The sequence below is a fragment of the Streptomyces prunicolor genome (assembly GCF_045162825.1).
GTDB lineage: Bacteria > Actinomycetota > Actinomycetes > Streptomycetales > Streptomycetaceae > Streptomyces > Streptomyces prunicolor.
Window position 1 is genome coordinate 6646413 of sequence record NZ_CP108676.1, and the last position, 25678, is coordinate 6672090.

The following is a 25678-nucleotide window of genomic DNA, read 5'->3' on the forward strand; positions in this document are numbered from 1 at the left end:
CTCATGAACTGGCCCGCCGCGTTGTCCGGTGCCGCCCTGCGCGTGATGCGTACGGCGGTTGGGCGACGTGTGCGCCAACGGGTGTTGCAAGTCGCCCTGTTGGCGGGCGGGTTGTTCGTGCTCGGCGTTGTCTTCGGGGGACAGGCTCAGGCGGCGGACGGGGTTCTGGGGCAGCGGCCGGTGATTCCGATGGTGGCTCCGGTTTCCCCCGAGGTGGTCAAGCCGGGTCCCGTTCCGGTTCCGGCTTCGGTCCCTGTTCTCACTCCGGTGCTGGCTCCGGTCTCGGACGCCGTGGAGCGGGTCGTGCGGCCCGTGAGTGACGTGGTGACGAAGACGGTGACCGAGGTGTTGACCGAGGCGCCTTCGTTGCCCACGCCGCCTGCCTTGCCCGCGTTGCCCTCGGTCCCCGCAGTGCCGAGTCAGCCGGTGATTCCGGTGCAGACGCCTCCGGCGCACACGGCGCCGGTGTCGGTGCCGACGCCCGTCCGGTCGGTCCCGCGGCCTTCGGGCGGTGGGCACCGTTCGGATGCGAGGCCTGCCGAGGTCACGGTGGGAGTGGGCGCCACGTACGGGCCGCGCTTCGTCGCGGACACCGCCGATGCGTTGGGCGCCGTAGGGCATGCGGTCGTACGTCACGCCCCGTCGGCCTGCGCGGGAAACACCCCGACCCAGCGTCCGGCGCCCAACGGTGACACCGATGGTGCGGACAACGGGTCGTCGCGGCACTGTGACGCGCATGCCGTGACGTTGGACAACCGGGTGCCGGTGCGGATCGTGCCCGGTGCCGCCGCGCGTGCGGACGTGGGCGAGACGCGGGACAGGTACCGGGACGTTCCCGTTTTCCCAGGCTAGGCAGGGTCTTTCCGGCAGTCGAGCTGCCCGGAATGTCGCCATGTCCCCATTTCTGCGATGCCTGAGGAACCGACGCGCGCATGAGCACGAACATCGACACCACCCCTGCCGAACTCCGACGACGCCTCGTCGACGCCCATGTCTCCGTCCCGAGGGAGTCCAGGGTCAGGGCCGCCGCGGCCATCCAGGGTGCACGGGCCGCACGCAATGTCTGCGCCCGGACCGTTCGGCACGGGGAGTGACCGACTCCGTGAGGCGGTGACCCCGGACGGCCGAATGCCGTCGGTCTGTCCGGAGCGCGTCTCACGGTATGGGGCCTCGCCGGGCCAACCCCAACCCGGTGAGGCCCCGCCCGAACCACCCACCCACTCGCGCGCCACCCACTCGCGCGCCACCCACTCACCTGCCAGGCGCCCGAACACCCACCCGAACGACCTGCCCGAACGTCCCGTCCGCGGCACTCCGTGTCACAAAAACCGGCATCATGTGACAGGTATCACCGCTCAGGTGTGACCCTCGATTTAGGGGCCCCCTGCAAGCAGCGATAACCTGCGAGACGGACATGCCGCGCGCTCGGTCACCGTGTGCGCCTCCCTTGTGACAGCGGACGTCACGTTGCCCTTCGCGGCACGCCCACGCATCCAACGAACCGCGATATCACTGAGGACGGAAGCGCGTGGACCTGTTCGAGTATCAGGCGAGGGACCTCTTCGCCAAGCACGATGTACCGGTGCTGGCCGGTGAAGTCATCGACACGCCTGAGGCGGCCCGCGCAGCCACCGAGCGGCTCGGTGGCAAGTCCGTCGTCAAGGCCCAGGTGAAGGTCGGCGGCCGTGGCAAGGCCGGTGGCGTGAAGCTCGCCGCCACCCCGGACGAGGCAGTCGCCCGGGCGACGGACATTCTCGGCATGGACATCAAGGGCCACACGGTCCACAAGGTGATGATCGCCGAGACCGCGCCCGAGATCGTCGAGGAGTACTACGTCTCGTACCTCCTCGACCGCACCAACCGCACCTTCCTCGCCATGGCGTCCGTCCAGGGCGGCGTGGAGATCGAGGTCGTCGCGGAGGAGAACCCCGAGGCCCTCGCGAAGGTCCCGGTCGACGCCAACGAAGGTGTCTCGATCGAGAAGGCCCGTGAGATCGTCGCGCAGGCGAAGTTCCCGGCCGACGTCGCCGAGCAGGTCGCCGAGATCCTGGTGACCCTGTGGGACACCTTCATCAAGGAGGACGCTCTCCTCGTCGAGGTCAACCCCCTCGCCAAGGTCGCCTCCGGCAAGGTCATCGCCCTCGACGGCAAGGTCTCCCTCGACGAGAACGCCGAGTTCCGCCAGCCGGACCACGCGGCGCTCGAGGACAAGGACTCGGCGAACCCCCTTGAGGCGGCCGCCAAGGAGAAGAACCTCAACTACGTCAAGCTCGACGGTGAGGTCGGCATCATCGGCAACGGCGCGGGTCTCGTCATGAGCACCCTGGACGTCGTCGCGTACGCCGGTGAAAACCACGGTGGCGTGAAGCCGGCCAACTTCCTCGACATCGGCGGCGGCGCGTCCGCGGCCGTGATGGCGAACGGCCTGGAGATCATCCTGGGCGACCCCGACGTCAAGTCGGTCTTCGTCAACGTCTTCGGCGGCATCACCGCGTGCGACGAGGTCGCCAACGGCATCGTGCAGGCGCTGCAGCTGCTCGCGGACAAGGGCGAGGAAGTCACCAAGCCCCTCGTCGTCCGCCTCGACGGCAACAACGCCGAGCTGGGTCGCAAGATCCTCTCCGACGCCAACCACCCGCTGGTCCAGCGCGTGGACACCATGGACGGCGCGGCCGACAAGGCCGCCGAGCTCGCGGCTGCGAAGTAAGGGAAGAGGGACAGACACAGCCATGGCTATCTTCCTCACCAAGGACAGCAAGGTCATCGTCCAGGGCATGACCGGCTCCACGGGCATGAAGCACACCAAGCTCATGCTGGCCGACGGCACCAACATCGTCGGTGGCGTCAACCCCCGTAAGGCGGGCACGTCCGTCGACGTCGACGGCACCGAGATCCCGGTCTTCGGCACGGTCGCCGAGGCGATCGAGAAGACGGGCGCGAACGTATCCGTCCTCTTCGTACCGCCGGCCTTCTCCAAGGCCGCGGTCGTCGAGGCGATCGACGCCGAGATCCCGCTCGCGGTCGTCATCACCGAGGGCATCGCCGTCCACGACTCGGCCGCGTTCTACGCGTACGCGGTCGCGAAGGGCAACAAGACGCGGATCATCGGCCCGAACTGCCCCGGTCTCATCACCCCGGGTCAGTCGAACGCCGGCATCATCCCGGGTGACATTACGAAGCCGGGCCGTATCGGTCTGGTCTCGAAGTCCGGCACGCTGACGTACCAGATGATGTACGAGCTGCGTGACCTCGGCTTCTCGTCCGCCGTCGGCATCGGTGGCGACCCGGTCATCGGCACCACGCACATCGACGCGCTGGCTGCGTTCGAGGCCGACCCCGACACCGACCTCATCGTGATGATCGGTGAGATCGGTGGCGACGCGGAGGAGCGGGCGGCGGACTTCATCGCGAAGAACGTGACGAAGCCGGTCGTCGGTTACGTCGCGGGCTTCACCGCGCCCGAGGGCAAGACGATGGGCCACGCCGGTGCCATCGTCTCCGGTTCCTCCGGTACGGCTGCCGCGAAGAAGGAGGCCCTTGAGGCCGCCGGCGTCAAGGTCGGCAAGACCCCGACCGAGACGGCGAAGCTGGCCCGCGAGATCCTGGCCGGCTGAGCTGTAGCTAGCTGAACGTTGATGGGCTCGCTCCGTGGGTTGGGGCGGGCCCATCGCGCGTCATGGGGTGCCTGGTCCGGTTGCTTGGCGGGTGCGTGTGTGTCGTGGCCGGTCGCGCAGTTCCCCGCGCCCCTGAAAGCACCGGCTGCCCTGCGTTTTTTAGGGACGCCGTTCCTCGCGTCCCTAAAAAACACCGGCTGCCCTGCGCTTTTTCAGGGACGCAGTTCTCCGCGCCCCTGAAAGACATGGGTCAGCCTGCGTTTTTAAGGGGCGCGGGGAACTGCGCGACCAGCCCCCACCGGGCGGCAGTCGACGAACTACCGACCCAGCGGTGCCAGTCTCTCCGGACCGCTTGTCATGCCGGTCCGCAACCGGTCCCGTAGAGCCACCTCTTCCTCCGACAACGCGCCCTGCACAACCCGCGGCGGCACCCCCTCCACCCGCTGCCCCAACGGCACCGGCGGTTCGTAGTGCGTCGGAGCTGTCCGCACGGTCAACGTCGTCGCGCCGATGATCGCCACCGTGAACGCGATCGCCGCCCGGGTCCAGAACACGGTCCGGCGTTCGCCGACGAAGCGAACCGTCGGCGGCTTGGCCGCGTGCAGCCGTCCGGTGGAGGCCAGTTCGGTCATCCGCCGGTGCAACTCGGTGGGATCGGACAGGTCCGGGAGTTGCGCGGCGAGCGCCTCGCGCGCGTGCAGCAGCCGGTTGGCCGCCGCCGGCGTACTCGCCTCCGTCTCCGCCGCGGTCTCCGCGAGACCGAGCCCGACCCCGTCGTAGAGGAGGAGCGTGCGGCGGTACGACGGCGGGAGTTTGAGGAGGGCCGTCAGCAGGGCGCGGTCGGCGGTGTCGGGGGGCGGGGGCTCCGGGTGGCGGTATCTGGGGCGGAACCGGTGCCAGGGGGAGAGGGCGTACTCGTACGCCACCGAGCGCACCCAGCCCGCCGGGTCGCGGTCGACCGCCACCTCGGGCCAGCGCTGCCAGGCGACCTGGAAAGCCCGCTCGACGGACTCCCGCGCCAACTCGCGCCGCCCGGTCAGCAGATAGGCCTGCCGTACGAGGGCGGGGGCGCAGAACGCGTAGAGCGCGTCGAAGGCCTGAGCGGGTGTCAGGGGAGCGCGGGGTGGTTTCTCGATCGGTACGGGGGCGAGGACGGGGACGGGTTCGAGTACGGCGGTGTCGTCCACCGCCTTGCCCTCGAACGCCCCGACCACCCCGACCACCTCGACCACCTCGACTTTCACCACCTCAACCTCGGCCACCTCGATAGCCGGAGGCTTCGTCACGGTCTCTTCTTCACCCAGGCTGGTGAGCAATTTCGCGTACGCCTCCCGTTTCCGGCCGCGTGGGTTGGTGCGGCCGGTCTCCCACGCGCGCACCGTCTCGCGGCTGACGCCCACCCGCTCGGCGACCTGAGCCTGCGTCAGCGAGCCCGCCTCGCGCAGGCGTCGGCGTTCCTTGGGCGGAGGGAGCGGGGTTGCAGGGCTCTGCGTCACCGGACGCCCCTTCGTACGAAAAAGTACATAAACGTATATTGAGCGACACTTCCGAGGTTCGCCTGTTACGACGAGAAAGCGCGTGTCGTTGGGAGCATGGCGGGCGTGATGCCGATGACCCACCGCCGAGCGCTGTTGTCGCCCCTGCTCACCCGGATGCGCGACCGATCCCCCGGACTGGCCGCCAGCCTCTTGGGTGGCGCGGTCGCGGCGGGGCTAGGGCTCGGCTCGTTCGCGGTGCTCGTGATGGTGCTGTGGATCAGTTCGCCGTACCCCGACAGCGGGCCCGGCGGCGCCCTGCACATGGCCGCCGCCCTGTGGCTCCTCGCGCACGGCGTCGAACTCGTCCGCGCCGACACCCTCTCCGGAGTCCCCGCCCCCGTGGGCGTCACCCCGCTCCTCCTCCTCGCCCTGCCACTGTGGCTGCTGCACCGGGCGGCACGGCACGCGGTGCTGGGAGGGGGAGACGGTGAGGACGACCCGGAAGGCCCGCCCCCGATCGCCGCCCGTACCGCCTGGACCGGCGTCGCCCTCGGCTACCTCGCCGTCGGCACCGCCGCCGCCCTCTACGCGTCCGGCGGCGAACTCTCCCCCTCCTGGAGCTGGACCGCGATCTGCCTGCCGCTGCTCGCCGCGGGCGCGGCCGGTTCGGGCGTGTGGAAGGCGTACGGGCGCCCGCGCGAACCCGTGTTGAGCGTGCTGATCCTGCTGCCGGCCGGGTTGCGGCGGCTCGTCCTCGGCCCGGAGGCCCGTGAGTCCCGGGCCCGTATCGGCACCGCCGCACGTGCCGCCGGTCTCGGTACAGCGGTCCTCGTCGGGGGCGGTGCGCTGCTGCTCGGGGCGTCCCTGGTCTGGCACGGCGGCGCTGCCCGGACCTCCTTCCTCCAGCTGACGGAGGGCCTGTCGGGCCGGTTCGCCGTGCTGTTGCTCTGCCTCGCGCTGATCCCCAACGCGGCCGTGTGGTCAGCGTCCTACGCCCTCGGCCCCGGTTTCGCGCTCGGCGTGCACCACACGGTCGCCCCGCTCTCCTCGGCCCCGGCCCCGCTCCTCCCACCGTTCCCGCTCCTCGCCGCGGTCCCGGACGCGGGCACCGGAACCCCGCTGAACTGGCTCGCGGCGCTGGTGCCGGTGGCGGCCGGGGTGACGGCGGGGTGGTTCGTGGCACGGGTAGCGGTGGGCGGTACCGCGGGTCAACGGGGCGACGGCGCGGGCGAGTTGCCGGAGGAGACGAAGCGGAGGGCGGCCGGTGCCGGGCTCCGCCAACAGCCGACGCAGGCTCCTTCAGCCCCGGTCCCCTGGGCGCAGGGCCGCACCGCCGCCACCGCGCTGCTCGCCGCCGCCCTGTGTGCCGTAGTGCTGGCGCTGCTCGCGGAGTTGTCCGGCGGGCCGCTCGGGGGTGCCGCGCTCGCGCGGTTCGGGCCGGTGTGGTGGCAGACCGGGGGTGCGGCGCTGGCGTGGATCGCGGGGGTCGCGGTGCCTACGGCGGTCGGGCTGCGGGCGTGGCGGCTGCGGGAACGCCGGGTGCCTACGCCGACGAGCGGGCAGTCGACGAGCGGGCAGTCGACTATCGGGAAGCCGCGGGAAGCTGAGGCCGCCTCCGCCCCTGCCTCTGCCCTCGCCTCCACTCCCACCCCCGTCCCCGTCCCCGGTGCCTCGGAACGCTGGTTCCGGCGGCCCTTCGCGGTCGGCCGGGGTCGGTTCGCGCGCAAGCCGAAGAAGGCGGGGCAGCCGGTCCCGGTGCCCGTACCGGCGCAGGCTCCCGTCGAGCAGCCGTACATCGCCTACGACCACGACCCCACGTTCGACCCGTACGACTTCCTGCCCGTCGACGTGCCGTCGGAGCCGACGCCCACCCCCTGGTACGACGACGCCTCCCGTGAGGCCCGCTGGGCGGCCTTGCGGGAGGCGTCCACGTCACCTGAGCCCGAGCCGTCGGAACGCTCGGACGAGCCGCGGCCGCCCGATGTGAACGATACGAAGGGGACGAACTGACCAGTACCGCCTGTCAGTTGGCGGTGCCCAGGAACCCTCGCAGCTCCTTCGGCAGCAGCGTGTTGCAGGACTGCTTGGCCTGGTTCGTGAGGGCGTCGTTGGCGCAGGTGTAGTAGTCCTTGTAGACCAGCTGCGCGACGAACATCGCGGCGACCAGGGCGATCGCCAGCGACGCGGTGACCAGGCCGCTGATCGCCGCCGTCGTCTGCGGGCGGGCCTGTGATTCGGGCACCGCCGGGGTGTCCGGGTCGCCGGTGCGGGGCTTGGCGCGCAGGGCGCTGCCGCCCCAGTAGAGGGCCAGCGAGCCGAGCAGCAGGGCCACGTACGGCCAGCCGAAGAGGACGAAGAAGAAGGCCCACATGCCGCTCAACAGGGCGTAACGGGCGCGGCGCTGGGCCGGGTCCGTCGGGTCCCAGCGCGTGCCGCCCTGACCGGGGCCGCCGGTGCCCGGGCCCTCGGGGCCGCCCTGTCCGGTGGGCCCGCCGGGCCGGTCGCCGAAGTTGCCCGACGAACGCCCCGGCTGCTGGTCGCTCCACTGACTGCCCCACGGCGAACGACCGCCGTCGTCCTGCGGGGCGTCGCCGTCCTCGCGGCCCTCCGGGCGCCGCGGCTGCCACGGCCGGTCCGGGGTGCCCTCGGGCGGCGGCGCGAAGGGGTTGTCGTCCTGCCCGGCGCCGCTCTTCCCGTCCGAGGGCGCGTCGGGCGGCGACGAGGGCCGCTCCCGGAGCAGCACGGTGTCGCGCTCCCCTCCCTGCAACGACTGCGGGGGGAACGTGAGGAGTCGCAGACTGCGGTCCGGCATCAAGTGAGCGTCTTCCCCTTGTTGAATACGTCTCTTTGCTGAATACGTCTCTCCGACGTGAGCTGTCACTCCGTGAACGCCTCGCACGACAACGGCGTTCCCGAACCCGCTCTCCCCAGACGCTACCTTCCGGCCACGCCCCCGTCCCGTGGGGGCTGTCCGGTGTGCCGGTATCGTTGCTGACGGTCGGCCGCTTCGTAGACTTCCCCGTATCCCGGGGCGCGAAGCATTCGTATGAACGCACAAGTAAACGCGCGAGACGTACGGATGCACGAGTCGGCCGCACAAGACGACGCTCCCCCGAGAAAGGGCCCCGCCGTGGCCGCCAAGCCCGTGGCCAAGCGCCTCGTCGTGCTGGTCTCCGGATCCGGTACGAATCTGCAGGCGCTCCTCGACGCCATCGAGACCGCAGGCAGTGAGGCGTACGGAGCCGAGATCGTGGCCGTCGGCGCGGACCGGGAGGGCATCGAGGGGCTGGCCCGTGCCGAGCGCGCCGGGCTGCCCACGTTCGTGTGCAAGGTGAAGGACTTCGGGACCCGCGAGGAGTGGGACGCTGCCCTGGCCGAGGCCACCGACGCGTACGAGCCCGACCTGATCGTGTCGGCCGGGTTCATGAAGATCGTGGGCAAGGAGTTCCTGGCCCGTTTCGGCGGCCGGGTCGTGAACACGCACCCCGCCCTGCTGCCCAGTTTTCCGGGAGCCCACGGCGTACGGGACGCGCTCGCGTACGGCGCCCGGGTCACCGGCTGCACCGTCCACTTCGTCGACGACGGCGTCGACACCGGGCCGATCATCGCTCAGGGCGTGGTCGAGATCCTGGACGAGGACGACGAGAGCGCTCTGCACGAGCGCATCAAGGAAGTCGAGCGCACGCTGCTCGTCGATGTCGTGGGGCGGCTCGCCCGCAACGGCTATCGCATTGAGGGACGAAAGGTAGTTATCCAGTGACCGCCGAGAACATCGACAGCGGCAAGCGGGCCATCCGTCGCGCGCTCGTCAGCGTCTACGACAAGACCGGCCTGGAGGAGTTGGCCCGCGGCCTGCACGAGGCGGGCGTCGAGCTCGTCTCCACGGGCTCCACCGCCGGCCGTATCGCCGCGGCCGGTGTCCCCGTCACCAAGGTCGAGGAGCTGACCGGTTTCCCCGAGTGCCTGGACGGCCGGGTCAAGACCCTGCACCCCAAGGTGCACGCCGGCATCCTCGCCGACCTGCGCCTGGAGAGCCACCGTCAGCAGCTCGACGAGCTGGGCGTGGCCCCCTTCGACCTGGTCGTCAGCAACCTCTACCCGTTCCAGGAGACCGTCGCCTCGGGCGCGTCCCAGGACGAGTGCGTCGAGCAGATCGACATCGGCGGCCCGTCGATGGTCCGCGCCGCCGCCAAGAACCACCCGTCGGTCGCGATCGTCACCAGCCCCGCGCGCTACGCCGACGTCCTGAACGCCGTACAGAACGGCGGTTTCGACCTCAACACCCGCAAGCGGCTCGCCGCAGAGGCGTTCCAGCACACGGCGTCGTACGACATCGCCGTCGCCGGCTGGTTCGCGAGTTCCTACGCGCCCGTGGACGACTCGCTGTTCCCGGACTTCCTGGGCGCCACCCTGGAGCGCAAGAGCACGCTCCGGTACGGCGAGAACCCGCACCAGCCCGCGGCCCTCTACGTCGACGGCACGGGCACGGGCCTCGCCGAGGCCGAGCAGTTGCACGGCAAAGAGATGTCGTTCAACAACTACACGGACACGGACGCCGCCCGCCGTGCCGCGTACGACCACGACGAGCCCTGTGTCGCGATCATCAAGCACGCCAACCCGTGCGGTATCGCGGTCGGTTCGGACGTCGCCGAGGCGCACCGCAAGGCGCACGCGTGCGACCCGCTGTCGGCGTTCGGCGGTGTGATCGCGGTCAACCGGCCGGTCAGCAAGGAGCTGTCGGAGCAGGTCGCCGAGATCTTCACCGAGGTCATCGTCGCGCCGGACTACGAGGACGGCGCCCTCGAAGCCCTCGCCAAGAAGAAGAACATCCGGGTTCTGAAGGCTCCGGCCGCGCCCTCCCACCCGGCCGAGGTCAAGCCCATCGACGGTGGCGCCCTGCTCCAGGTCACCGACCGCCTCCAGGCCGACGGCGACGACCCGGCCAACTGGACGCTCGCGACGGGCGACGCGCTCTCCGAGGCCGACCTCGCCGACCTCGCCTTCGCGTGGAAGGCCTGCCGCGCGGTGAAGTCCAACGCGATCCTGCTCGCCAAGGACGGCGCCTCGGTCGGCGTCGGCATGGGGCAGGTCAACCGGGTCGACTCCGCGAAACTCGCCGTCGAGCGGGCGGGCGAGGAGCGGGCCCGGGGTTCGTTCGCGGCCTCGGACGCGTTCTTCCCGTTCCCGGACGGGCTGGAGATCCTGACCGCGGCCGGCGTCAAGGCCGTTGTCCAGCCGGGCGGTTCGGTCCGTGACGAGCTGGTGGTCGAGGCCGCGAAGAAGGCGGGCGTCACGATGTACTTCACGGGGACGCGGCACTTCTTCCACTGAGCTGGGTCGGATCACGTGAGCCTGGTCGGATCACGCGTACGGCGACGGCGGCCCATCGGAGTCCGGTTTCCGATGGGCCGCCGTCGTGCGTTCAGGTACGTGGGGCGACTTGGGGACTTCGAGGCGTTCGCCCCGCGCACGGTTGAATGCGGCAAAGGTGATATGGCGCCAACGAGTCTGAGGGGGCAGGGGGGTGGGTGCGGAAGTGTGACACTTTGGCGTGAAGTGTCACACTTCTGGGGGGAGGGTGTCGGGGTGGGGGGTCACTCTCGGCGACGCGTCACCGACGCCCTGTGTTCCGTGCGTCGACCGCCGTGATCGTCTGCCGGCGCGTCGAGTTCGCACCACACCGTCTTGCCCTCCGGCCCCTGCTCGACGCCCCACCCCACGGCGAGCGCGCCGAGCAGCACGAGCCCGCGCCCGTTCTCGTCGTAGGGTCCGGCCGTGCGTACGACAAGCCAGGCGTACGGTTCCGGGTCGGTGACGGCGATTCGAGTACGGCCGTCTTCGCACGTCACCCGCAGGGTCACCGGGGTGCCCTCGCCCAGATGCCGGATCACGTTGGTCAGCAACTCGCTTACGCAGAGCTGGACTTCGGGACACGGGACGCCGAGGTGTGCGCGTACGGCACGGCGGGCCTCCGGCACGACCTTGGGTACGGCGAGGAGCTCCAGGGTCAGCGGAGTCACCGGTCGGCCGCCTTGCGGAGGGCGGCGGTGAGGGCCCTGGCGGTGTCGAGGTTGCAGTTCCCGAGTTCGACGAGGGGGGCGCCGTAGGACTGCACGACGGAGGGCAGATCGAGCCCGAGGGACGGCAGGATGATCCCGTGTGTCTTCAACGCGGCCTGGAGTTCGGCTACTTCGGCGGTGGCCTCGTGGGTGTAGGGGCTGGTCATGGACGTACGCCTCTCTCTGTGACGAATCACTCACACAGTGACGCGGAATCTCGTACCGTGACAGAGGTTTGGGTTGCACCCGGGAACTGGCAAAAGGCGGTGGTGAGTTGTGCCCCCACGCAAGGACACCGACGCGTCGGCGAATGTCCCTTCCTTCTACGGCGCGGAGTTGCGCTTCAGGAGGGAAGAGGCGGGCCTGACGCTCGAACAGTTGGCGGAGGGAAGCTTCTTTGGCATCCCGTTTCTGAGCCTGATCGAGCGGGGTGAGCGGCGGATGCCGTTGGATCTCGCCAAGCACGTCGACAGGCGGCTCGGTACGGACGGCTTTTTCGAGCGGCGTTGTGAAGACGCCCGGAAGGCGAAGCAGTCGGGGCATGCGGAGTACTTCGCGGATGTCGCCGAGATGGAGCAGCACGCGGGGTCGATTGAGGACTGGGCGCCGATGCTCATCCCCGGACTGCTGCAAACAGCGAGCTACGCCAAGGCGGTTGTCCGTACCTCGCTGCCCTGGCTGCCGCCGGAAACCGTCGAGAAGCAGGTCACGGCCCGCCTGGACCGCGCGAAGCTCTGGGAGCGGGACGAGCGTCCTTCGTTCTGGGTGGTGCTCCACGAGTCGCTGATCCGTAAGCCGCTGCTGCCGTCCGAAGGGATGGCGGTCCAACTGGAGCACATTGGGCAGGTGATCAACCGCAATCAGGGCGTTTTGCAGATCCTGCCGGAAACGGCGGCGGCCCACCCGTTCATGATGGGCATGATCCGGACCATGACCTTCCCGGATGCGCCGCCCGTGGTGTACACGGAGGGTCTGCACAGCGGTCAACTGATCGACTATCCAGCCCTCGTGAAGGACTACCGCAGGTCGTACGATCTGCTCAGGGCCGCGGCGCTACCGCCAGATGCGTCCCTGACCATGATCGAGCAAGCGGCAGAGGACTACCGAAATGGCAAGCACCGAGCATGACTTGAGCTGGCGCAAGAGCACCTACAGCAACGGTTCTGGCGGCGAATGTCTCGAAGTCCGTGATGACCTCCCCGGCCTCGTCCCTGTCCGTGACTCCAAGGTCCCGGACGGGTCGGCTCTGCTCATCCCCGCCGCCGCCTGGGCGCCCTTCGTCGACTGGGCCGGTACTGCCTAGCCGTCCACCTCGGAGGATCACGGAAATGGCAAGCACAGGGCCTGACTTGAGCACTGCTGTGTGGCGTAGGAGCAGCTATAGCAACGGCACGGGCGGCGAATGTGTCGAGGTCGCTGGAGCCATTCCTGGCGCTGCCCTTTGGCGTGCAAGCAGCTACAGCAACGGCAGCGGCGGCGAATGCCTCGAAGTCCGCGACGACCTCCCCGGCGTCGTCCCCGTCCGGGACTCCAAGGTCCCGGACGGTTCCGCGCTGTTCATCCCCGCGCCCGCGTGGGCGCCCTTCGTCGACTGGGCCGGGACTGTCTAGGCGTCCACCTCGTACTGGCCCACCTCGATGAAGTACCGCAACTCCTCCGGCGTCCCGTCGATCACCGCCTCCGCCGCCGCGCGCAGGGCGGGGCTGATCGTCTTGTCGGCGAGGATGCGGAAGACGGCGACCCGGTCGTCCTCCGCCTGGGCCAGGCGGTAACCGGTCTTCAGGAAGGTCCGCAGGTCGTCCACCGTGCCGTCGAGCGCCTCGTTCGCCTCGCGGATGACGCCCTTGCCGGAGTCGGGGTCCGCCAGGATGCGCAGGACCGCGATCCGTAGGTCGTCGTCCGACAGGGTGTCCACGGTCGTCGGGTCGACCGGGGTGTACGCGGCCACGGCGGTGGACGTGGATGTCGCGTCGGCCGCGTGTGCCGGGGCCGCGAGGAAGAGGGCCGGGGCGACGGCGGTGGCCGCGACGAGCAGGGCGGTGTGGCGGACGGCTCGACGGAGGGGTCTCACTGGTGAACCTGCCTCACGAGAAGGGGACTTGGGCAAGGGGTGATCTTCGCACCGCACCGGTCGGGAAGTCATTGCCGGGTACAGGCAGTCTTGCCGCCGCCGTTCCTGCCGTAGACCGGAGAGAAACTGGAGAAGAACCAGAGAAGAACCGGAGAAACGCCCGGGGGTCGTGTCACCACGTGGTGACACGACCCCCGGGGAAAACGCGCGAACCGGTGAATTACTGGGTGCGGATCACGATCGTGCCGCAGATCTTGTCCGCGAACGTCTGACGCTTCGCGTCCCACGCCGGCCACAGGAAGCCGATGTAGCAGGTGATGCCGTCCACGAAGTGGGCGAGGCGGCGGACGAACGCCATGCCGACGCCGAGCGGCTGGCCGTCGCTCTCGCGGACCAGGCGGATGCCCAGCGCCTGCTTGCCGACCGTCTGGCCGGTGCGGCCCTCGCGGATCAGCTGCCAGATGAAGAGGCCGAGGAGGATGATGCCGCCGATGCCCGTCAGCGCGGCGTTCTTGCTGGCGGCGCCGGCGATGTACAGGGCGTACGGCACGGCGAAGACGAGGCCGTCGACCAGGGTGCCGAGGAAGCGCTGGCCCCAGTTCGCGTACGGCGGGGTCGCGCCGTAACCGGGCTGCTGGTAACCGGGGTACGCCGGCTGCTGCGGGTAGCCGTAGCCCTGCTGCGGGACGCCCTGGGGAGCACCCTGGGGGGCGCCCTGCGGGTAGCCGTAGCCGGGCTGGCCGCCCTGGGGCTGGCCGTACCCGGGCTGGCCCTGAGGCTGGCCGTAGCCCGGCTGGGGGTTCTGCTGCGGTTGCCCGTAGGGGTTGTTCGGGTCGTAACTCATGGCGGGTTTTCCTCCGTTGGCAATGCGGGGACGATGCGGATCGCGCGGAGGAATGTCACAAGATGAGCGGCTTGCCCCCCAACACCTACCGCAGTACTGCGGCGTTCATCGTTCTAGCCGAGGCTGGAATTTGTCCAGCGGCATTCCATAGGTGTTGTGTAAGTGCAACATCAGTGATCATGGGGACGCATCCGTGTGCACCCAGGGGTGTACCCGGATTGGAACCCTGAGGGCGTCATCCGCGAGGATGGGTCCATGACCGCCCAAATTCTCGATGGCAAGGCCACCGCAGCCGCGATCAAGTCCGATCTGACCGCCCGCGTGGCGGCGCTGAAGGAGAAGGGCGTCACGCCCGGCCTCGGCACGATCCTGGTCGGGGACGACCCCGGCAGCCAGAAGTACGTCGCCGGCAAGCACCGGGACTGCGCCCAGGTGGGCATCGCGTCCATCCAGCGCGAACTGCCCGCCACCGCCTCCCAGGAGGAGATCGAGGCAGTGGTGAAGGAGCTGAACGAGGATCCCTCCTGCACCGGGTACATCGTCCAACTCCCGCTTCCCAAGGGCATCGACGAGAACCGCATCCTCGAACTCATGGACCCGGACAAGGACGCCGACGGGCTCCACCCGATGAACCTCGGCCGACTCGTCCTCAACGAGCCCGCCCCGCTGCCCTGCACCCCGAACGGTGTCCTCACCCTGCTGCGCCGCTACGGCGTGGAGATCAAGGGCGCGGAGGTGGTGGTCGTCGGACGCGGTGTGACCATCGGCCGCCCGATGCCGCTCCTGCTCACCCGGCGCAGCGAGAACGCCACCGTGACCCAGTGCCACACGGGCACCCGCGACCTCTCCTCGCACCTCAAGCGCGCCGACATCATCGTCGCCGCCGCCGGTTCCGCCCACCTGATCCGCCCCGAGGACGTGAAGCCGGGCGCCGCCGTCCTCGACGTGGGCGTCTCGCGCAACGCCGACGGCAAGATCGTGGGCGACGTGCACCCGGGCGTCGCCGAGGTGGCCGGCTTCATCTCCCCGAACCCCGGCGGAGTCGGCCCGATGACCCGCGCCCAGCTGCTCGTCAACGTGGTCGAGGCGGCGGAGCGCAGTGTCGCCTGACAACAACCCCGGCAAGACCGAGGGCACCCAGGACACCCAGGACACCCAGGACACCGAGGACACCGAGGACACCGAGGACACCGAGGACACCGAGGACACCGAGGACACCGAGGACACCGAGGACACCGAGGACACCCAGGGCACTCAGGACGCGGACGATATCGAGGTCACGGACCCGATCAGCGCGCCCGACGCCGACGGGAACCCGCGCCGCACCACCCGCCGCTTCCCCCTCTTCACCCGGGACACCGCCCGCCCCGAGGGCGGCGGCCGGGCCGCCCCGCGCGACGCCCCGGCCCCGGCCCGCCAGTGGCCGATCCTCGCCATCCTCGGCACGGTCGGCCTGGGCCTCCTCCTGACCGCCTTCGACGTCTTCCGCTACGGCACCCTGCTCATCGGCGCCGCGCTCCTGGCCGGCGCGGTCCTGCGCTGGGTCATGCCGGACGTCGGCATGCTCGCCGTACGTTCCCGCTTCACCGACATCGTCACCTACGGCATCCTCGGCCTCGCGATCGTCCTGCTGGCGATGATGGCGCAGCCGAAGCCGTGGCTGACGATCCCGTATCTGAAGGACACGCTGCACTACACGGTCAACAGCAACTAGCGACCAGGAAGCAGTAACTGGCGCGCGGCGCCCGGCAGTTCGCGACGCACGACGGCGGCCCGTCCCCTCCCCCGAGCAAGGACGCGCCGCCGTCTGCATTCACCGTGGCGCCCGGTGGGGGTCCCGCTCAATACCTGTCGGTGCGCTGTGGCAGGGAGGTGACCGTTTCGCTACGGGCTCCGCACCGCCCGGCGACGAGGGAACCGTTCCCCTTCCGGCATCGTCATTTCGCTCGGAGCGGGCAAAAGAGGGCAGCTACGAGGACACCGGGGAGGTGTGATGGGCGGCTGGCAGCCGCTGCCGGACGAACTCCCGGCGGAGGTACGGCACTTCGTGGAACAGCTGCGCCTCCTCAAGGACCGCACCGGGCTGAGCCTGGTGGCGCTCGGCGCGCGCACCGCGTACAGCAAGTCCTCCTGGCACCGCTATCTCAACGCCACCCAGCCCCCGCCCCGGCAGGCCGTGCTCGCCCTGTGCCGGGTGGCCGGCGTCGACTCCGAACGCATCGGCGTGCGCTGGGAGTTGGCGGTCCAGGCCTGGCCCCGACCGGAGGTGTCGTCCGCGAAGGCGGAGGGCGCGGGCGGGGACGAGTACCGGGACGATCCGACTCTTCCCTGGTGGGACACACCGCCCGAGAAGGCGGAACGCAGGCCCGGCGGGCGGCTGCTCCGGTACGCGTTGGTGCTGCTGCTCCTCATGTTCCTCGTGGCTGTCGCGGGAGTCGTCGTGTTGGGGTGAACGCCGCTGTGCGTCCGGTGTGTCGATGTATTGACAAGTTTGCGGATTTGCAACGAACTCGACCAACAACCGCGTTAGCGTGGGCAATTCAGGGCAGAGGGGGGAAAGCAATGCCTCGTTGGAGGGCCTTGCCGGATGAACTCGATCCGCAGGTCAGAGAGTTCGCGGGCCAGTTGCGCAGGCTCGTGGACCGCAGCGGCCTGAGCATCGCGGCGGTGGCCGACCGCACGGGCTACAGCAAGACATCCTGGGACCGTTACCTCAACGGCCGGCTCCTCGCACCGAAGGGCGCGATCGTCGCCCTGGCCGAGGTCACCGGCACCGATCCCGTTCATCTGACCACCATGTGGGAGCTCGCCGAGCGCGCCTGGAGCCGCTCGGAGATGCGGCACGACCTGACCATGGAGGCGCTCCGGATCTCCCAGGCGCGTGACGCGCTGGGGGAGTCCGCGGCGCCTCCGGCGAGCGCGCCGAGTGGCAAGACGGCACGTAAGAGCGGCGGCAGCGTCACCGCGACCCCGGGGATCGCGGGCCCGGCGGGAGTGTCCCCGACGGTGCCGCCACAGCCGACGGCGCCCGACCGGGACGTACGGGAAGGCGTGCGGGAAAGTGCCTCGAAGGACGTGCGGGAGAGTGCTTCGAAGGTCGCCAACTCGTGGGGGATCGCGGGGTATTCGGGGCCGAAGCAGCCGGGCGGCGCCGGGGACGGTTCCGCGGCGGTGCCGTCCGGGCCGGTGCCGGTGGCGGGGCAGGCGCAGCCCGGCGGGCCGGGTCGTATACCGGAGGTGTCCGGGCCGTCCGGTGGATCCGGCTCGTCCGGTGTCGGGCGGCGGGCGCTGATGTTCGGGGCCGGGGTCCTCGGGGTGCTGGTCGTGATCGGGGCCGTGTTCCTGTTCACCAACAAGGGCGGTGGGGACAAGGAGGCCGGGGCCGCGCACACCTCGGCCTCGGCGTCCGCCAGTACCGACCCCCAGCTGCCGCCCGGGGTGAAGTGCGTGGACGCGGGCTGCACCGGCAAGGACGCCGAGGCGATGGGGTGCACCACGGACGCGGGTGCGGTGACCACCGCCAAGACCGCGACCGTCGGCACGACCGTCGTCGAGGTCCGCTACAGCAAGACGTGCGGTGCCGCGTGGGGCCGTATCACCACGGGTGTGGTGGGGGATTCCGTGCAGGTCAGCGCGGGGACCGCGAAGGAGGCCGACAGCATCACGGCGGGCGGTGACGCCATCGCCTACACCCCGATGGTGGCCGTGAAGGACGCGGGCGAGGCGAAGGCGTGCGTGACGCTGGCGTCGGGGCAGAAGGGGTGCACCACCTAGGGGAGGGTCCTAGGGGCGAGGGTCTGTGGGGATTCTGTGAACGCGGGGAATGCCCACTCCGGATCGGGGGCAGGCGGAAAGTACCCCCACGGGAGTCCGGACCCCCGGTGCCCCCACGGCGGCCGTCCGGTGTTCCTCTCCCGAGCCGGACGGCCGCCTTGTTTGTGCGGGGAGCCTGGTTCTGTGGGGTGGGCCACACGGACCCGGGAGTCTGGGATCGCGGATGCGCGATAGCCTGACCGGTGGATCTCTTGACGCCAAGAGATCGATCATTTGTACGTCCCGCACCCCGGGGCAGTGCCGCCCCACCGCCAGCTGTCATAACGGAGAACGCCATGACCCGCACTCCCGTGAACGTCACCGTCACCGGCGCGGCCGGCCAGATCGGTTACGCCCTGCTCTTCCGTATCGCCTCCGGCCAGCTGCTCGGCGCGGACGTGCCGGTCAAGCTGCGTCTCCTGGAGATCACCCCGGCGCTCAAGGCCGCCGAGGGCACGGCGATGGAGCTCGACGACTGCGCCTTCCCGCTCCTTCAGGGCATCGACATCACGGACGACCCGAACGTCGCCTTCGCCGGCGCGAACGTCGCCCTCCTCGTCGGCGCCCGCCCCCGCACCAAGGGCATGGAGCGCGGCGACCTGCTCTCCGCCAACGGCGGCATCTTCAAGCCGCAGGGCAAGGCCATCAACGACAACGCCGCGGACGACATCAAGGTCCTCGTCGTCGGCAACCCGGCCAACACGAACGCGCTCATCGCGCAGGCCGCCGCCCCGGACGTACCGGCCGACCGCTTCACCGCGATGACCCGCCTCGACCACAACCGCGCGCTGACCCAGCTCGCGAAGAAGACCGGCACCACGGTCGCCGACATCAAGCGCCTGACCATCTGGGGCAACCACTCCGCCACCCAGTACCCCGACATCTTCCACGCCACGGTCGCCGGCAAGAACGCCGCCGAGACCGTGAACGACGAGAAGTGGCTGGCCGAGGAGTTCATCCCGACCGTCGCCAAGCGCGGCGCCGCGATCATCGAGGCCCGCGGCGCGTCCTCCGCGGCCTCCGCCGCCAACGCCGCCATCGACCACGTCCACACCTGGGTCAACGGCACGGCGGACGGCGACTGGACCTCCATGGGCATCCCGTCGGACGGCTCCTACGGCGTCCCGGAGGGCCTCATCTCCTCCTTCCCGGTCACCACGAAGGACGGCGTCTACGAGATCGTCCAGGGCCTGGACATCAACGAGTTCTCCCGCGCCCGCATCGACGCGTCGGTGAAGGAGCTGGAGGAGGAGCGCGACGCGGTCCGCTCCCTCGGCCTGATCTGACATTCCGGTTCCGCGAGGTCCCCGGTCGCCCACGCGGTGGCCGGGGACCTTCGCGTGCGGCGGGGTCAGGCGGGCTCGGGCCCGACGACCAGCTCCGCGAGGTCCAGGAAGGCGCTCGTCGTCGCCACCCGCAGCTGGTCCAGCTCCCAGGGCCTCATGCGCAGCGCGCTGTCGAAGGGCACGTGCACGATCCGGTCCGGGCGGATGCCCACCTGCCGGGCGAAGCCCGCGGGCAGCCGCGTGCCGGTCGGGCCGCCGGCCTGGACGGTCACCAGGATCGCGTCGTCGGCCAGATCTCCGCGGCCCCCCTCCCGTACCGCGTCGAGCAGCCGCACGGCCCCGTCGAGGAACCAGTCGGCGGTGCCGGAGCACAGGATCAGCCGGTCCGTGTGGTCCAGGACCACATCCGCCGACGCGTCCAGGCGCTGCGGTGCCCAGTCGGTCAGCACGAACGAGTAGTACGGCGCCGTGTGTTCCAGCGCGCGCGTGTACTCCTGCGCGTGCAACGGGTTCGGGCCGTAACGGCGCGCGCGGTGGGCGACCACGTCGAGGCCGGACGCGAGCGGGGTGGCCAGCGCGCGCACGGCGTCACAGGACGGGTGGGGCGGAAGCTCGGCGAGGTCCCGCACGGTGCCCGGGTTGCGGTCGCCGAGAAACACGTCGAGCGAGCCCTCCGAAGGGGCACCGTCGAGGGCCAGCACGGGCTCGCCCCGCACCGCCGCGAGCAGGGAGCCCAGCGCGACCGTCGTCGTGGACCGCCCGCTGTAGTGATAGGCGCCGAGCAGGGTCAGCCGCCTGCTGTACGGCAGCGGAACCCGCAGCCGCTCCAGGCGCGCCTCCATCTCCCGGCGGCCTGAGCCGAAGCGGGGCGTCCGCAGCGGGAACGGGCCGGAGCGGTTCCCGGCCGACCGGGGCACGGTGAGCGGAACCCGGGCCGCCGGGCGCGCGTCGGTCCGTACGGCAGCTGTCGGTGGACCGGAGGTCCGGTGCTGGGCGATGTACCGGGCCAGCAGGTCGGCGATCTCGCTCGCCGTCGGCCGCAGTGCGGGATCGGCGTCGAGGCAGCGCAGCACCAGCTTCCGCAGGGACTCCCAGGTGCCGCCCTGCCACAGATGCATGCCCTCGGCCAGGCCCGCCAGGCGCAACCCCGCCTTGGTGCTGATGAGTTGGAGCAGTCCGCCCAGCGAGCGGATGTTGTCCGCGACCGTCGGGACCGGGCCGGGGCCCAGATGACGTCCGTCGACGACGCAGTCCGAGAGGCCGCCGAGGACCACCGTGCGGCGCAGCACGTAGACGCCGTCGGCGTTGAGGTCCGCCAGCACCAGACCCGAGGCGTGGCACAGGGCGAGCGCGCCGGCCAGGTGATAGGCGACGAGGAGCCCGCGCAGCGTGTCGAAGGGCGCGGTGCCCGACCGGATCGCCTCGTTGACGAAGTCGACGAGCTGGGGCGGCCGGGCGCGCGGCGCGTCGCTGTCCGCGATCGGCGCCATCGCGAGCCACGGCGGGGAGTCCGCCAGTCCGGTGCCGAGCAGCGCGGGCGCGTACAGCCCCTGGAGTCGGGTCAGCGCCTCCGCCTCCACCTCCAGCAACCGGGAGTTGGTGGCGGGCAGGTCCGGCCGCGGCACGCGCAACACGGCTTCCGGGCCGGCCGTGGTGACGGCCCGGTAGAGCACCGTACGGCGGCCCCGGCGTCGTCCGCGCAGATCGTACGGGCCGAGCCGGAGCGGGTCCTCGGCGGTCAGCGGCCCCCAGTCGTCGGCCGGCCCGGCGTCGATCCGCTCCCGCAGTGGCTCAGGCAGCGGTGAGGCACGGTCGAAGGACACCCCGAGCCGGGCGAGCAGCCGTCGCTCCACGCCGCTGGTGAACGGCTGCTGCGAGGCGGGCAGTTGGGCGGAACCGTCCGGGTGGGCCAGCCAGGCGGGGAAGTCGGGGGAGTTTCCGGCGAGTTCACTCAGGCGTTGGCCGATCAGCCGCCCGGTGCGCAGGAGTTCGGCCTGCGGTACCGCGTCCAGCAGCACCGCCTTGGACTCGTCCGAGAAGTCGAACACGCGGTGCTTGGCGGGCAGCGGACCCGGTACGGGCGCCGGATGCGGCCGTACCAGACCGCCGAGGAACACCTCCGCCAGGTGCGAGGGCCGCGCCGCCAGCACCTCCCGCTGCACCAGCCGCATCACCGGCACCGACAGCGGCGACACGGCCGCGAGATGGGCCGCCAGGCGGTACGCCTCCGGAGTGGCCGCGTCCCGGAAGTGCTGGGCGCTGTCCAGGTCGCGCGAGGCGGCGACGGCGCCGTGCCGTCCTGCCGGGTTCAGCAGCGGTAGTTCCGCGGAGGTGCCCGGGGACGCGAGCAGGTGTGCCCAGGTGCGCAGCGCCGCCGCCGTCGGCTCCAGCACCGCCACCGGCACGCCGTCGAACGCGCCGAGACCCGGCGGCAGTATCGGGTCGGAGATCTCCCAGGACGTGTTGGCGCCGCCGATCCGGCGGGTGGTGATCCGCCAGTGCTCGGCGGAGATGCCGGACGCCTCCCACATCTCGGGCGGCAGGGTGTGCAGCACCGCGACCGGTCCGTGCGCCGCCCGCCCGGCGAGCAGGTCGTGCATCGGGCCGGCCCGCCAGGCGGCACCCATGCCGTCGCTGACGACGAGGACGAGGGTGCGGCCCGAGGGGTCGTTGACGGTGCTCAGGGGCAGTTCGGGGCTGTCGGGCCGGAACGGGCCCGCGTGCAGCCGGGGCCGGCGACCGCGGGTGTCGAGGCCGAGCACCCGGGTGGACGCGAACGCGCCCAGACGTTCCAGCAGGACCCTCAGCTCGGCGCCGAGGCGGTGCCACAGCAGCATGGACAGGCCGTCGTCGACGAGCAGCACCAGATGCAGCCAGCGCTCCCGCACCGGGCGCTCCACCACGTCCGGCAGCCCGGTCTCGGCGAACTGGGCGGCGGTGCGCTCCTCGTCGATCTCCAGGCGGTGCCGGCTGTCCAGGCGGCGCCTGAGCGGCCGCAGCGCCCGGCTGACGGCCAGCTCGTCGGCGAGCGCCTTGCCCTCGGGCACCCGGACCGGCATGGCCCTGCGCGGTTCCGGTCCGGGCCGTCCGGTCCGCGGCCGCGGGGCGGGGGTCTGGCGGGCGGCCGCGTACAGGGTCGGCGGGATCAGGTCCGGCAGGCCCGGATCGTCGGGGTCGGGCGGCTGCTCGGCGGCGGGTGGCTCCGGCTCGGGGGAGGACGGCGGGGCGGGGTGCGGGCGGTCGGCGGAGGGTTCCGGGCGCAGCGGTGCGTCCTCGCCCACGGGCAGCCGGCGGGCCAGCCACAGCACGTCGAGGATCTGGTCGGCGTCCAGGTCGTGGCCGCAGGCCGCCAGCACCCGTAGCGCCTCACCGAACCGCTCCTCGCCGCCCGCCACGGTCACATCGCCCCGGTCAGCTGGTGCAGTACGGCGTCGAGCAGCCCCTCCGCGTTCAGGTCGACGCCGCCGGTGCGCAGGAACACCGCGTTGAGCAGCTGGTCGGTGGCGAGCTCGCCCGGGGCACGGCGGCGCAGGAACGCGTCGATCAGGTCGTCCGCCGCGCGCAGCGCCTCCTCGCCCAGGTGCGCCTCGACGATGGCCCGCAGCCGCTCCTTGTCCGGCACCGGCAGCTGGAGCCGGATGCACCGGCGCAGGAAAGCGGGCGGGAAGTCCCGCTCGCCGTTGCTGGTGATGACGACGACGGGGAACTCCGCGCACTGGACGAGCCCTTGGTGCACCCGGACGGTGCCCCCGTGGTCGTGGGTCTGTACCTCGACGTCGGCCATGTCCTCGGGGAGCCGGGTCAGTTCCGGGATGTCGAAGACGCCGTCCTCGAAGACGGTGAGCAGGTCGTTGGGCAGGTCGACGTCGCCCTTGTCCATCTCGTCGACGAGCAGACAGCGCGGGGTGACCGACGGCACCAGGGCGGTGCCGAGCGGGCCGAGCCGGACGAACGTGCCGATGGACGGCTCACGTTCGCCGGCGTCCCGGCTGAGGGTCGTCTCGCGCAGCCTGCCGATCGCGTCGTACTGGTAGAGGGCGTCCTTGACGGTGGAGCGGCTGTTGACCGGCCAGCGCAGCAGTTCGCCCAGGCGCAGCTCGTGCGCGACGGCACGGGCCAGCGAGGACTTGCCGGTACCGGCGGGTCCGGTGACCAGCAGCGGACGGCGCAGGTGCAGCGCGGCGTTGACGACGTCCGCGTGCTGCCGCTCGATGAGGTACGGCAGTTCGGGGCGCGCCGTCGGCACCGGTGTGAAGCGGCGCCACGGCGGGGCCGACGGCAGCGCGACGGCCCTGGGGACGCCGTCGCCGCGGAAGAGGCGCCAGTCCGCCTCGGGAGCCGATGTCATGCGCTCTCCTGTGGTTCGGTCAGCTGGAGTCGGGGCACGGTGCGATCGGCGTCGGCCCAGGCCAGGACCGGACGGCCGGGGAACTCGGGCCGGTTGGCCAGGGCGTCCGCGCGGTAACTGCGCACCCCGTCCGGCAGTTCCCGGGTGGCCACGTCCGCCATGTGCTTGACGGCGTGGGACCGCCCCTCCGGGCTGCGGTCCCACACCACCACGGGTATGCCCAGGACGAGACACGTCTGCACGATCCGGTCCCGGGGCGGACCCGGTGGTACGTCCACGGAGACGCGGACCGTGTCGAGTTGGTTGAGCAGCGTCGGGTAGAGCGAGTCCGGGTCGGTGGACTCGTCGACCAGGAACGTCCTCCCCGAGTCGAGCCGGCTCCATCTCCTGCGCCAGTGGGGCAGGAAACGCCCGTGCCGGCGCAGGAGTTCGGGGCAGTGCACGACCAGCGGGAACTCCACACCGAGCACACCGGGCACGAGTTCGCCCGGCACCCGTGCCTTCCATTCGTCGACGGGCAGATCGAGGCTCTTGCGGTCCACGAGCACCTCGACCAGCGGCGGCCGGGCGTCCTTGGCGTCGGAGGTGAGGGAGGTGAGCGAGGTGACGACCCGCAGTACCTCTCGGGCGGCCTCCGGCGCCGAGTACGATCCGACGCTCTCGGCCGACACCCGCCGGGGCCCGGCGCCTTCGTCGCACCAGATGCCCAGCCGGTGGCGACCGCGCTCGGCCCGGGTCACCTCCACCAGGACCCGCCCGCGTGCGGAACGGTCCCGCACCGAGCGGGCCCACACCTTGGCGTCCCAGCGCCGCTCGTCCAGGGCGGCCTGCGCGACACCCAGCCGCGAGGCCACCCCGTTCGCCCACAGGCGCAGTTCCGACTGCTGGGGCTCGACACAGAGCGCGGCCACGTACTCCATGACCCGTAGCAGCGCCGGGACCCTGGCCTCCCCGCCGGCGGAGCGACCGTCTCCGGGGTGGGCCTCCAGCTGGTCGAGCAGCGCGTCGAGGTCCTCGCCGTCCGGGAAGACCGCGAGGTGCGGCAGCGCGGCCCGCACCGCCTCGGCCAGCCTCCTCAGTACGGCGGGGTCCAACAGCCGCAGCCGTTCGCGGAGTTCGACGTACTCCTGTGGGGACAGCAGCTTGGCGGAGCGGACCAGACCGGCCACGGCCAGGACGCGCCGGGAGGCGCCGCCGGGTTCGCGGCGCAGCACCGCGGCGAGGGCGGCCAGGGCCCGTGGATGCGCGAGCAGGAAGGAGGCGAACTCCTCGGACGTGGGCGGGGTGACGTCACTGCCGTACCGGACGTCGCACGCGCGGGCCAGCCGGCGGCCGAACTCGACGCGGGTGTTCCCCGAGGGCAGCAGGTCCGCGACCAGGTCCGCCAGCACGCCGAACGCGGGGTCCTCGGGGTCGACGGGCTCGGGCGAGAGGGCGTCCAGGGCGCCCAGCGCGCGCAGTTCGGACTCGACGCGCTGCCAGGGGATGGCCCAGCTGCGCCGGGTCATGTCCTGGGGGCTGTACGGCAGCGGGGCTCCGGAGTCGCCGTCCCGGCCCGGCAGGAAGGCGGCGGCCACCAGGCCGACCACCGCGCGGTGGTGCGGGGACCACAGGGGGCCGCCGCTGTAGCCGGGGCCCACGGCCATCCCGGTGGGCGCTCCGTCGAGGTAGCCGACGGGTCCGGCGAGCAGGGTGACGGTGAGGTCGGCGAAGGTGGCGTCGTGGCCGCTGCCGTGCCAGGCCTGCACCTGTTGCTCCTGCGACATCGCGGTCCTGCGCGGCGGCGCGGGCAGCTCACCGGACGGTTCCCGGAGCCGCAGCACCGCCAGGTCGCCGAGCCAGGTGACGTCTCCCTTGCCCGCGTCGTCGCCGTTCGCGGAACGCGGCGGGATCCAGTGCTCGACATACGCGTCATACACGTCGTGCTGAAGGGGCCTGAGCTTCTCGTGCACTGCCAGGCGGACCGGCTCCCGTCCCGGATGACGGGAGTCGAACAGGGGGCGGTTCAGCGCGTCGTTGACGACATGGGCGCAGGTGAGCACGGTGTCGGCGCCGACGATCAGGCCCGCTCCCGCGATGATGTGGTCCCTGCGCCGCACGGTCACCACATGGTGGGCGGGGTTGTCGTCGGCGGCCGTCCCGGCCAGCAGGAACCAGCTCATGGG

24 protein-coding genes are annotated in these 25678 nt (G+C 71.3%); 15 read left to right on the forward strand and 9 right to left on the reverse strand.

The annotated features are described in order from the left end of the window. Positions 1 to 3: 3 nt before the first annotated feature. The 4 genes from OG588_RS30620 (at position 4) to sucD (ending at position 3614) form a co-directional block, all read left to right on the forward strand. Entirely contained in the window at positions 4 to 852 is an 849-nt protein-coding gene (locus OG588_RS30620) for a hypothetical protein (protein WP_405950071.1), read from the forward strand. A gap of 80 nt (positions 853 to 932) precedes the next feature. After that, positions 933 to 1094, forward strand: coding sequence for a hypothetical protein (locus OG588_RS30625; RefSeq protein ID WP_405950072.1), 162 nt, complete (start codon positions 933 to 935; stop codon positions 1092 to 1094). 434 nt (positions 1095 to 1528) lie between these two features. Next, the gene (sucC, locus tag OG588_RS30630; protein ID WP_019055632.1) at positions 1529 to 2707 is read left to right on the forward strand and encodes an ADP-forming succinate--CoA ligase subunit beta; all 1179 of its coding nucleotides are present in this window, start codon (positions 1529 to 1531) and stop codon (positions 2705 to 2707) included. A 22-nt stretch (positions 2708 to 2729) separates the two neighbouring features. After that, positions 2730 to 3614 carry a succinate--CoA ligase subunit alpha gene (gene sucD / locus OG588_RS30635; protein WP_019055633.1) on the forward strand — a complete coding sequence of 295 codons (885 nt, stop codon included), beginning with the start codon at positions 2730 to 2732 and terminating at the stop codon, positions 3612 to 3614. A 317-nt stretch (positions 3615 to 3931) separates the two neighbouring features. Here the strand turns inward: sucD and OG588_RS30640 are convergent, their stop codons facing one another. Beyond that, positions 3932 to 5110: a sigma factor-like helix-turn-helix DNA-binding protein gene (locus tag OG588_RS30640; protein WP_405950073.1), complete on the reverse strand. Its 1179-nt coding sequence runs from the start codon at positions 5108 to 5110 to the stop codon at positions 3932 to 3934. Between the two features lie 96 nt (positions 5111 to 5206). Here OG588_RS30640 and OG588_RS30645 point away from each other — a divergent pair, with 96 nt between their 5' ends. Then, complete coding sequence (locus OG588_RS30645; RefSeq protein ID WP_405950074.1) at positions 5207 to 7102, forward strand: DUF6350 family protein; 1896 nt, start codon at positions 5207 to 5209, stop codon at positions 7100 to 7102. Between the two features lie 13 nt (positions 7103 to 7115). On the opposite strand, the gene OG588_RS30650 is transcribed toward OG588_RS30645, so the two are convergent. Continuing rightward, the gene (locus OG588_RS30650) at positions 7116 to 7904 is read right to left on the reverse strand and encodes a hypothetical protein (RefSeq protein ID WP_405950075.1); all 789 of its coding nucleotides are present in this window, start codon (positions 7902 to 7904) and stop codon (positions 7116 to 7118) included. A gap of 318 nt (positions 7905 to 8222) precedes the next feature. Between OG588_RS30650 and purN the strand changes: the two genes are divergently transcribed. Both purN and purH read left to right on the forward strand, forming a co-directional pair. Further along, the gene (gene purN / locus OG588_RS30655) at positions 8223 to 8852 is read left to right on the forward strand and encodes a phosphoribosylglycinamide formyltransferase (RefSeq protein WP_405950076.1); all 630 of its coding nucleotides are present in this window, start codon (positions 8223 to 8225) and stop codon (positions 8850 to 8852) included. Continuing rightward, entirely contained in the window at positions 8849 to 10423 is a 1575-nt protein-coding gene (gene purH, locus OG588_RS30660; protein WP_405950077.1) for a bifunctional phosphoribosylaminoimidazolecarboxamide formyltransferase/IMP cyclohydrolase, read from the forward strand. Before purN ends, purH begins: the two co-directional genes overlap by 4 nt. A 263-nt stretch (positions 10424 to 10686) precedes the next feature. On the opposite strand, the gene OG588_RS30665 is transcribed toward purH, so the two are convergent. Continuing rightward, on the reverse strand, positions 10687 to 11112 hold the full coding sequence (locus tag OG588_RS30665; protein WP_405950078.1) for an ATP-binding protein: 426 nt from the start codon (positions 11110 to 11112) through the stop codon (positions 10687 to 10689). Continuing rightward, the gene (locus OG588_RS30670) at positions 11109 to 11318 is read right to left on the reverse strand and encodes a hypothetical protein (RefSeq protein ID WP_405950079.1); all 210 of its coding nucleotides are present in this window, start codon (positions 11316 to 11318) and stop codon (positions 11109 to 11111) included. The genes OG588_RS30665 and OG588_RS30670 overlap by 4 nt, the downstream gene beginning before the upstream one ends. Before the next feature lie 109 nt (positions 11319 to 11427). Between OG588_RS30670 and OG588_RS30675 the strand changes: the two genes are divergently transcribed. Genes OG588_RS30675 through OG588_RS30685 form a run of 3 tightly spaced genes read left to right on the forward strand, consistent with a single transcriptional unit; the run spans position 11428 to position 12761 of the window. Beyond that, a complete protein-coding gene (locus tag OG588_RS30675; protein WP_405950080.1) occupies positions 11428 to 12279 on the forward strand; it encodes a helix-turn-helix domain-containing protein in 852 nt (283 codons plus the stop codon). Further along, complete coding sequence (locus OG588_RS30680) at positions 12260 to 12454, forward strand: DUF397 domain-containing protein (RefSeq protein ID WP_405950081.1); 195 nt, start codon at positions 12260 to 12262, stop codon at positions 12452 to 12454. Before OG588_RS30675 ends, OG588_RS30680 begins: the two co-directional genes overlap by 20 nt. Before the next feature lie 25 nt (positions 12455 to 12479). Next, entirely contained in the window at positions 12480 to 12761 is a 282-nt protein-coding gene (locus OG588_RS30685) for a DUF397 domain-containing protein (RefSeq protein WP_405950082.1), read from the forward strand. Here OG588_RS30685 and OG588_RS30690 read toward each other — a convergent pair. Together OG588_RS30690 and OG588_RS30695 are read right to left on the reverse strand one after the other, a co-directional pair. Continuing rightward, positions 12758 to 13222 (reverse strand): ALF repeat-containing protein, encoded by a 465-nt coding sequence (locus OG588_RS30690; RefSeq protein WP_405950083.1) that lies wholly within the window; start codon positions 13220 to 13222, stop codon positions 12758 to 12760. The genes OG588_RS30685 and OG588_RS30690 overlap by 4 nt on opposite strands. Before the next feature lie 220 nt (positions 13223 to 13442). Beyond that, the gene (locus OG588_RS30695; protein WP_405950084.1) at positions 13443 to 14066 is read right to left on the reverse strand and encodes an RDD family protein; all 624 of its coding nucleotides are present in this window, start codon (positions 14064 to 14066) and stop codon (positions 13443 to 13445) included. Positions 14067 to 14321: 255 nt separating this feature from the next. On the opposite strand from OG588_RS30695, the gene OG588_RS30700 reads away from it, so the two are divergent. From OG588_RS30700 to OG588_RS30720, 5 genes are all read left to right on the forward strand, one after another. Further along, positions 14322 to 15176, forward strand: a complete 855-nt coding sequence (locus tag OG588_RS30700) for a bifunctional methylenetetrahydrofolate dehydrogenase/methenyltetrahydrofolate cyclohydrolase (RefSeq protein ID WP_266861202.1) — start codon at positions 14322 to 14324, stop codon at positions 15174 to 15176. Next, positions 15166 to 15780 carry a DUF3017 domain-containing protein gene (locus OG588_RS30705; RefSeq protein ID WP_405950085.1) on the forward strand — a complete coding sequence of 205 codons (615 nt, stop codon included), beginning with the start codon at positions 15166 to 15168 and terminating at the stop codon, positions 15778 to 15780. The genes OG588_RS30700 and OG588_RS30705 overlap by 11 nt, the downstream gene beginning before the upstream one ends. Before the next feature lie 279 nt (positions 15781 to 16059). Next, entirely contained in the window at positions 16060 to 16518 is a 459-nt protein-coding gene (locus OG588_RS30710; RefSeq protein WP_405950086.1) for a helix-turn-helix domain-containing protein, read from the forward strand. A gap of 128 nt (positions 16519 to 16646) precedes the next feature. Next, positions 16647 to 17840, forward strand: a complete 1194-nt coding sequence (locus OG588_RS30715) for a helix-turn-helix domain-containing protein (RefSeq protein WP_405950087.1) — start codon at positions 16647 to 16649, stop codon at positions 17838 to 17840. Between the two features lie 335 nt (positions 17841 to 18175). Beyond that, positions 18176 to 19165, forward strand: a complete 990-nt coding sequence (locus OG588_RS30720) for a malate dehydrogenase (protein ID WP_405950088.1) — start codon at positions 18176 to 18178, stop codon at positions 19163 to 19165. 65 nt (positions 19166 to 19230) lie between these two features. Here OG588_RS30720 and OG588_RS30725 read toward each other — a convergent pair whose 3' ends face one another. Genes OG588_RS30725 through OG588_RS30735 form a run of 3 tightly spaced genes read right to left on the reverse strand, consistent with a single transcriptional unit; the run spans position 19231 to position 25675 of the window. After that, positions 19231 to 22566, reverse strand: coding sequence for an SAV_2336 N-terminal domain-related protein (locus OG588_RS30725; RefSeq protein ID WP_405950089.1), 3336 nt, complete (start codon positions 22564 to 22566; stop codon positions 19231 to 19233). Further along, the gene (locus OG588_RS30730; RefSeq protein WP_405950090.1) at positions 22563 to 23513 is read right to left on the reverse strand and encodes an AAA family ATPase; all 951 of its coding nucleotides are present in this window, start codon (positions 23511 to 23513) and stop codon (positions 22563 to 22565) included. The genes OG588_RS30725 and OG588_RS30730 overlap by 4 nt, the downstream gene beginning before the upstream one ends. Beyond that, the gene (locus tag OG588_RS30735) at positions 23510 to 25675 is read right to left on the reverse strand and encodes a trypsin-like peptidase domain-containing protein (protein ID WP_405950091.1); all 2166 of its coding nucleotides are present in this window, start codon (positions 25673 to 25675) and stop codon (positions 23510 to 23512) included. Before OG588_RS30735 ends, OG588_RS30730 begins: the two co-directional genes overlap by 4 nt. Positions 25676 to 25678 lie beyond the last annotated feature (3 nt).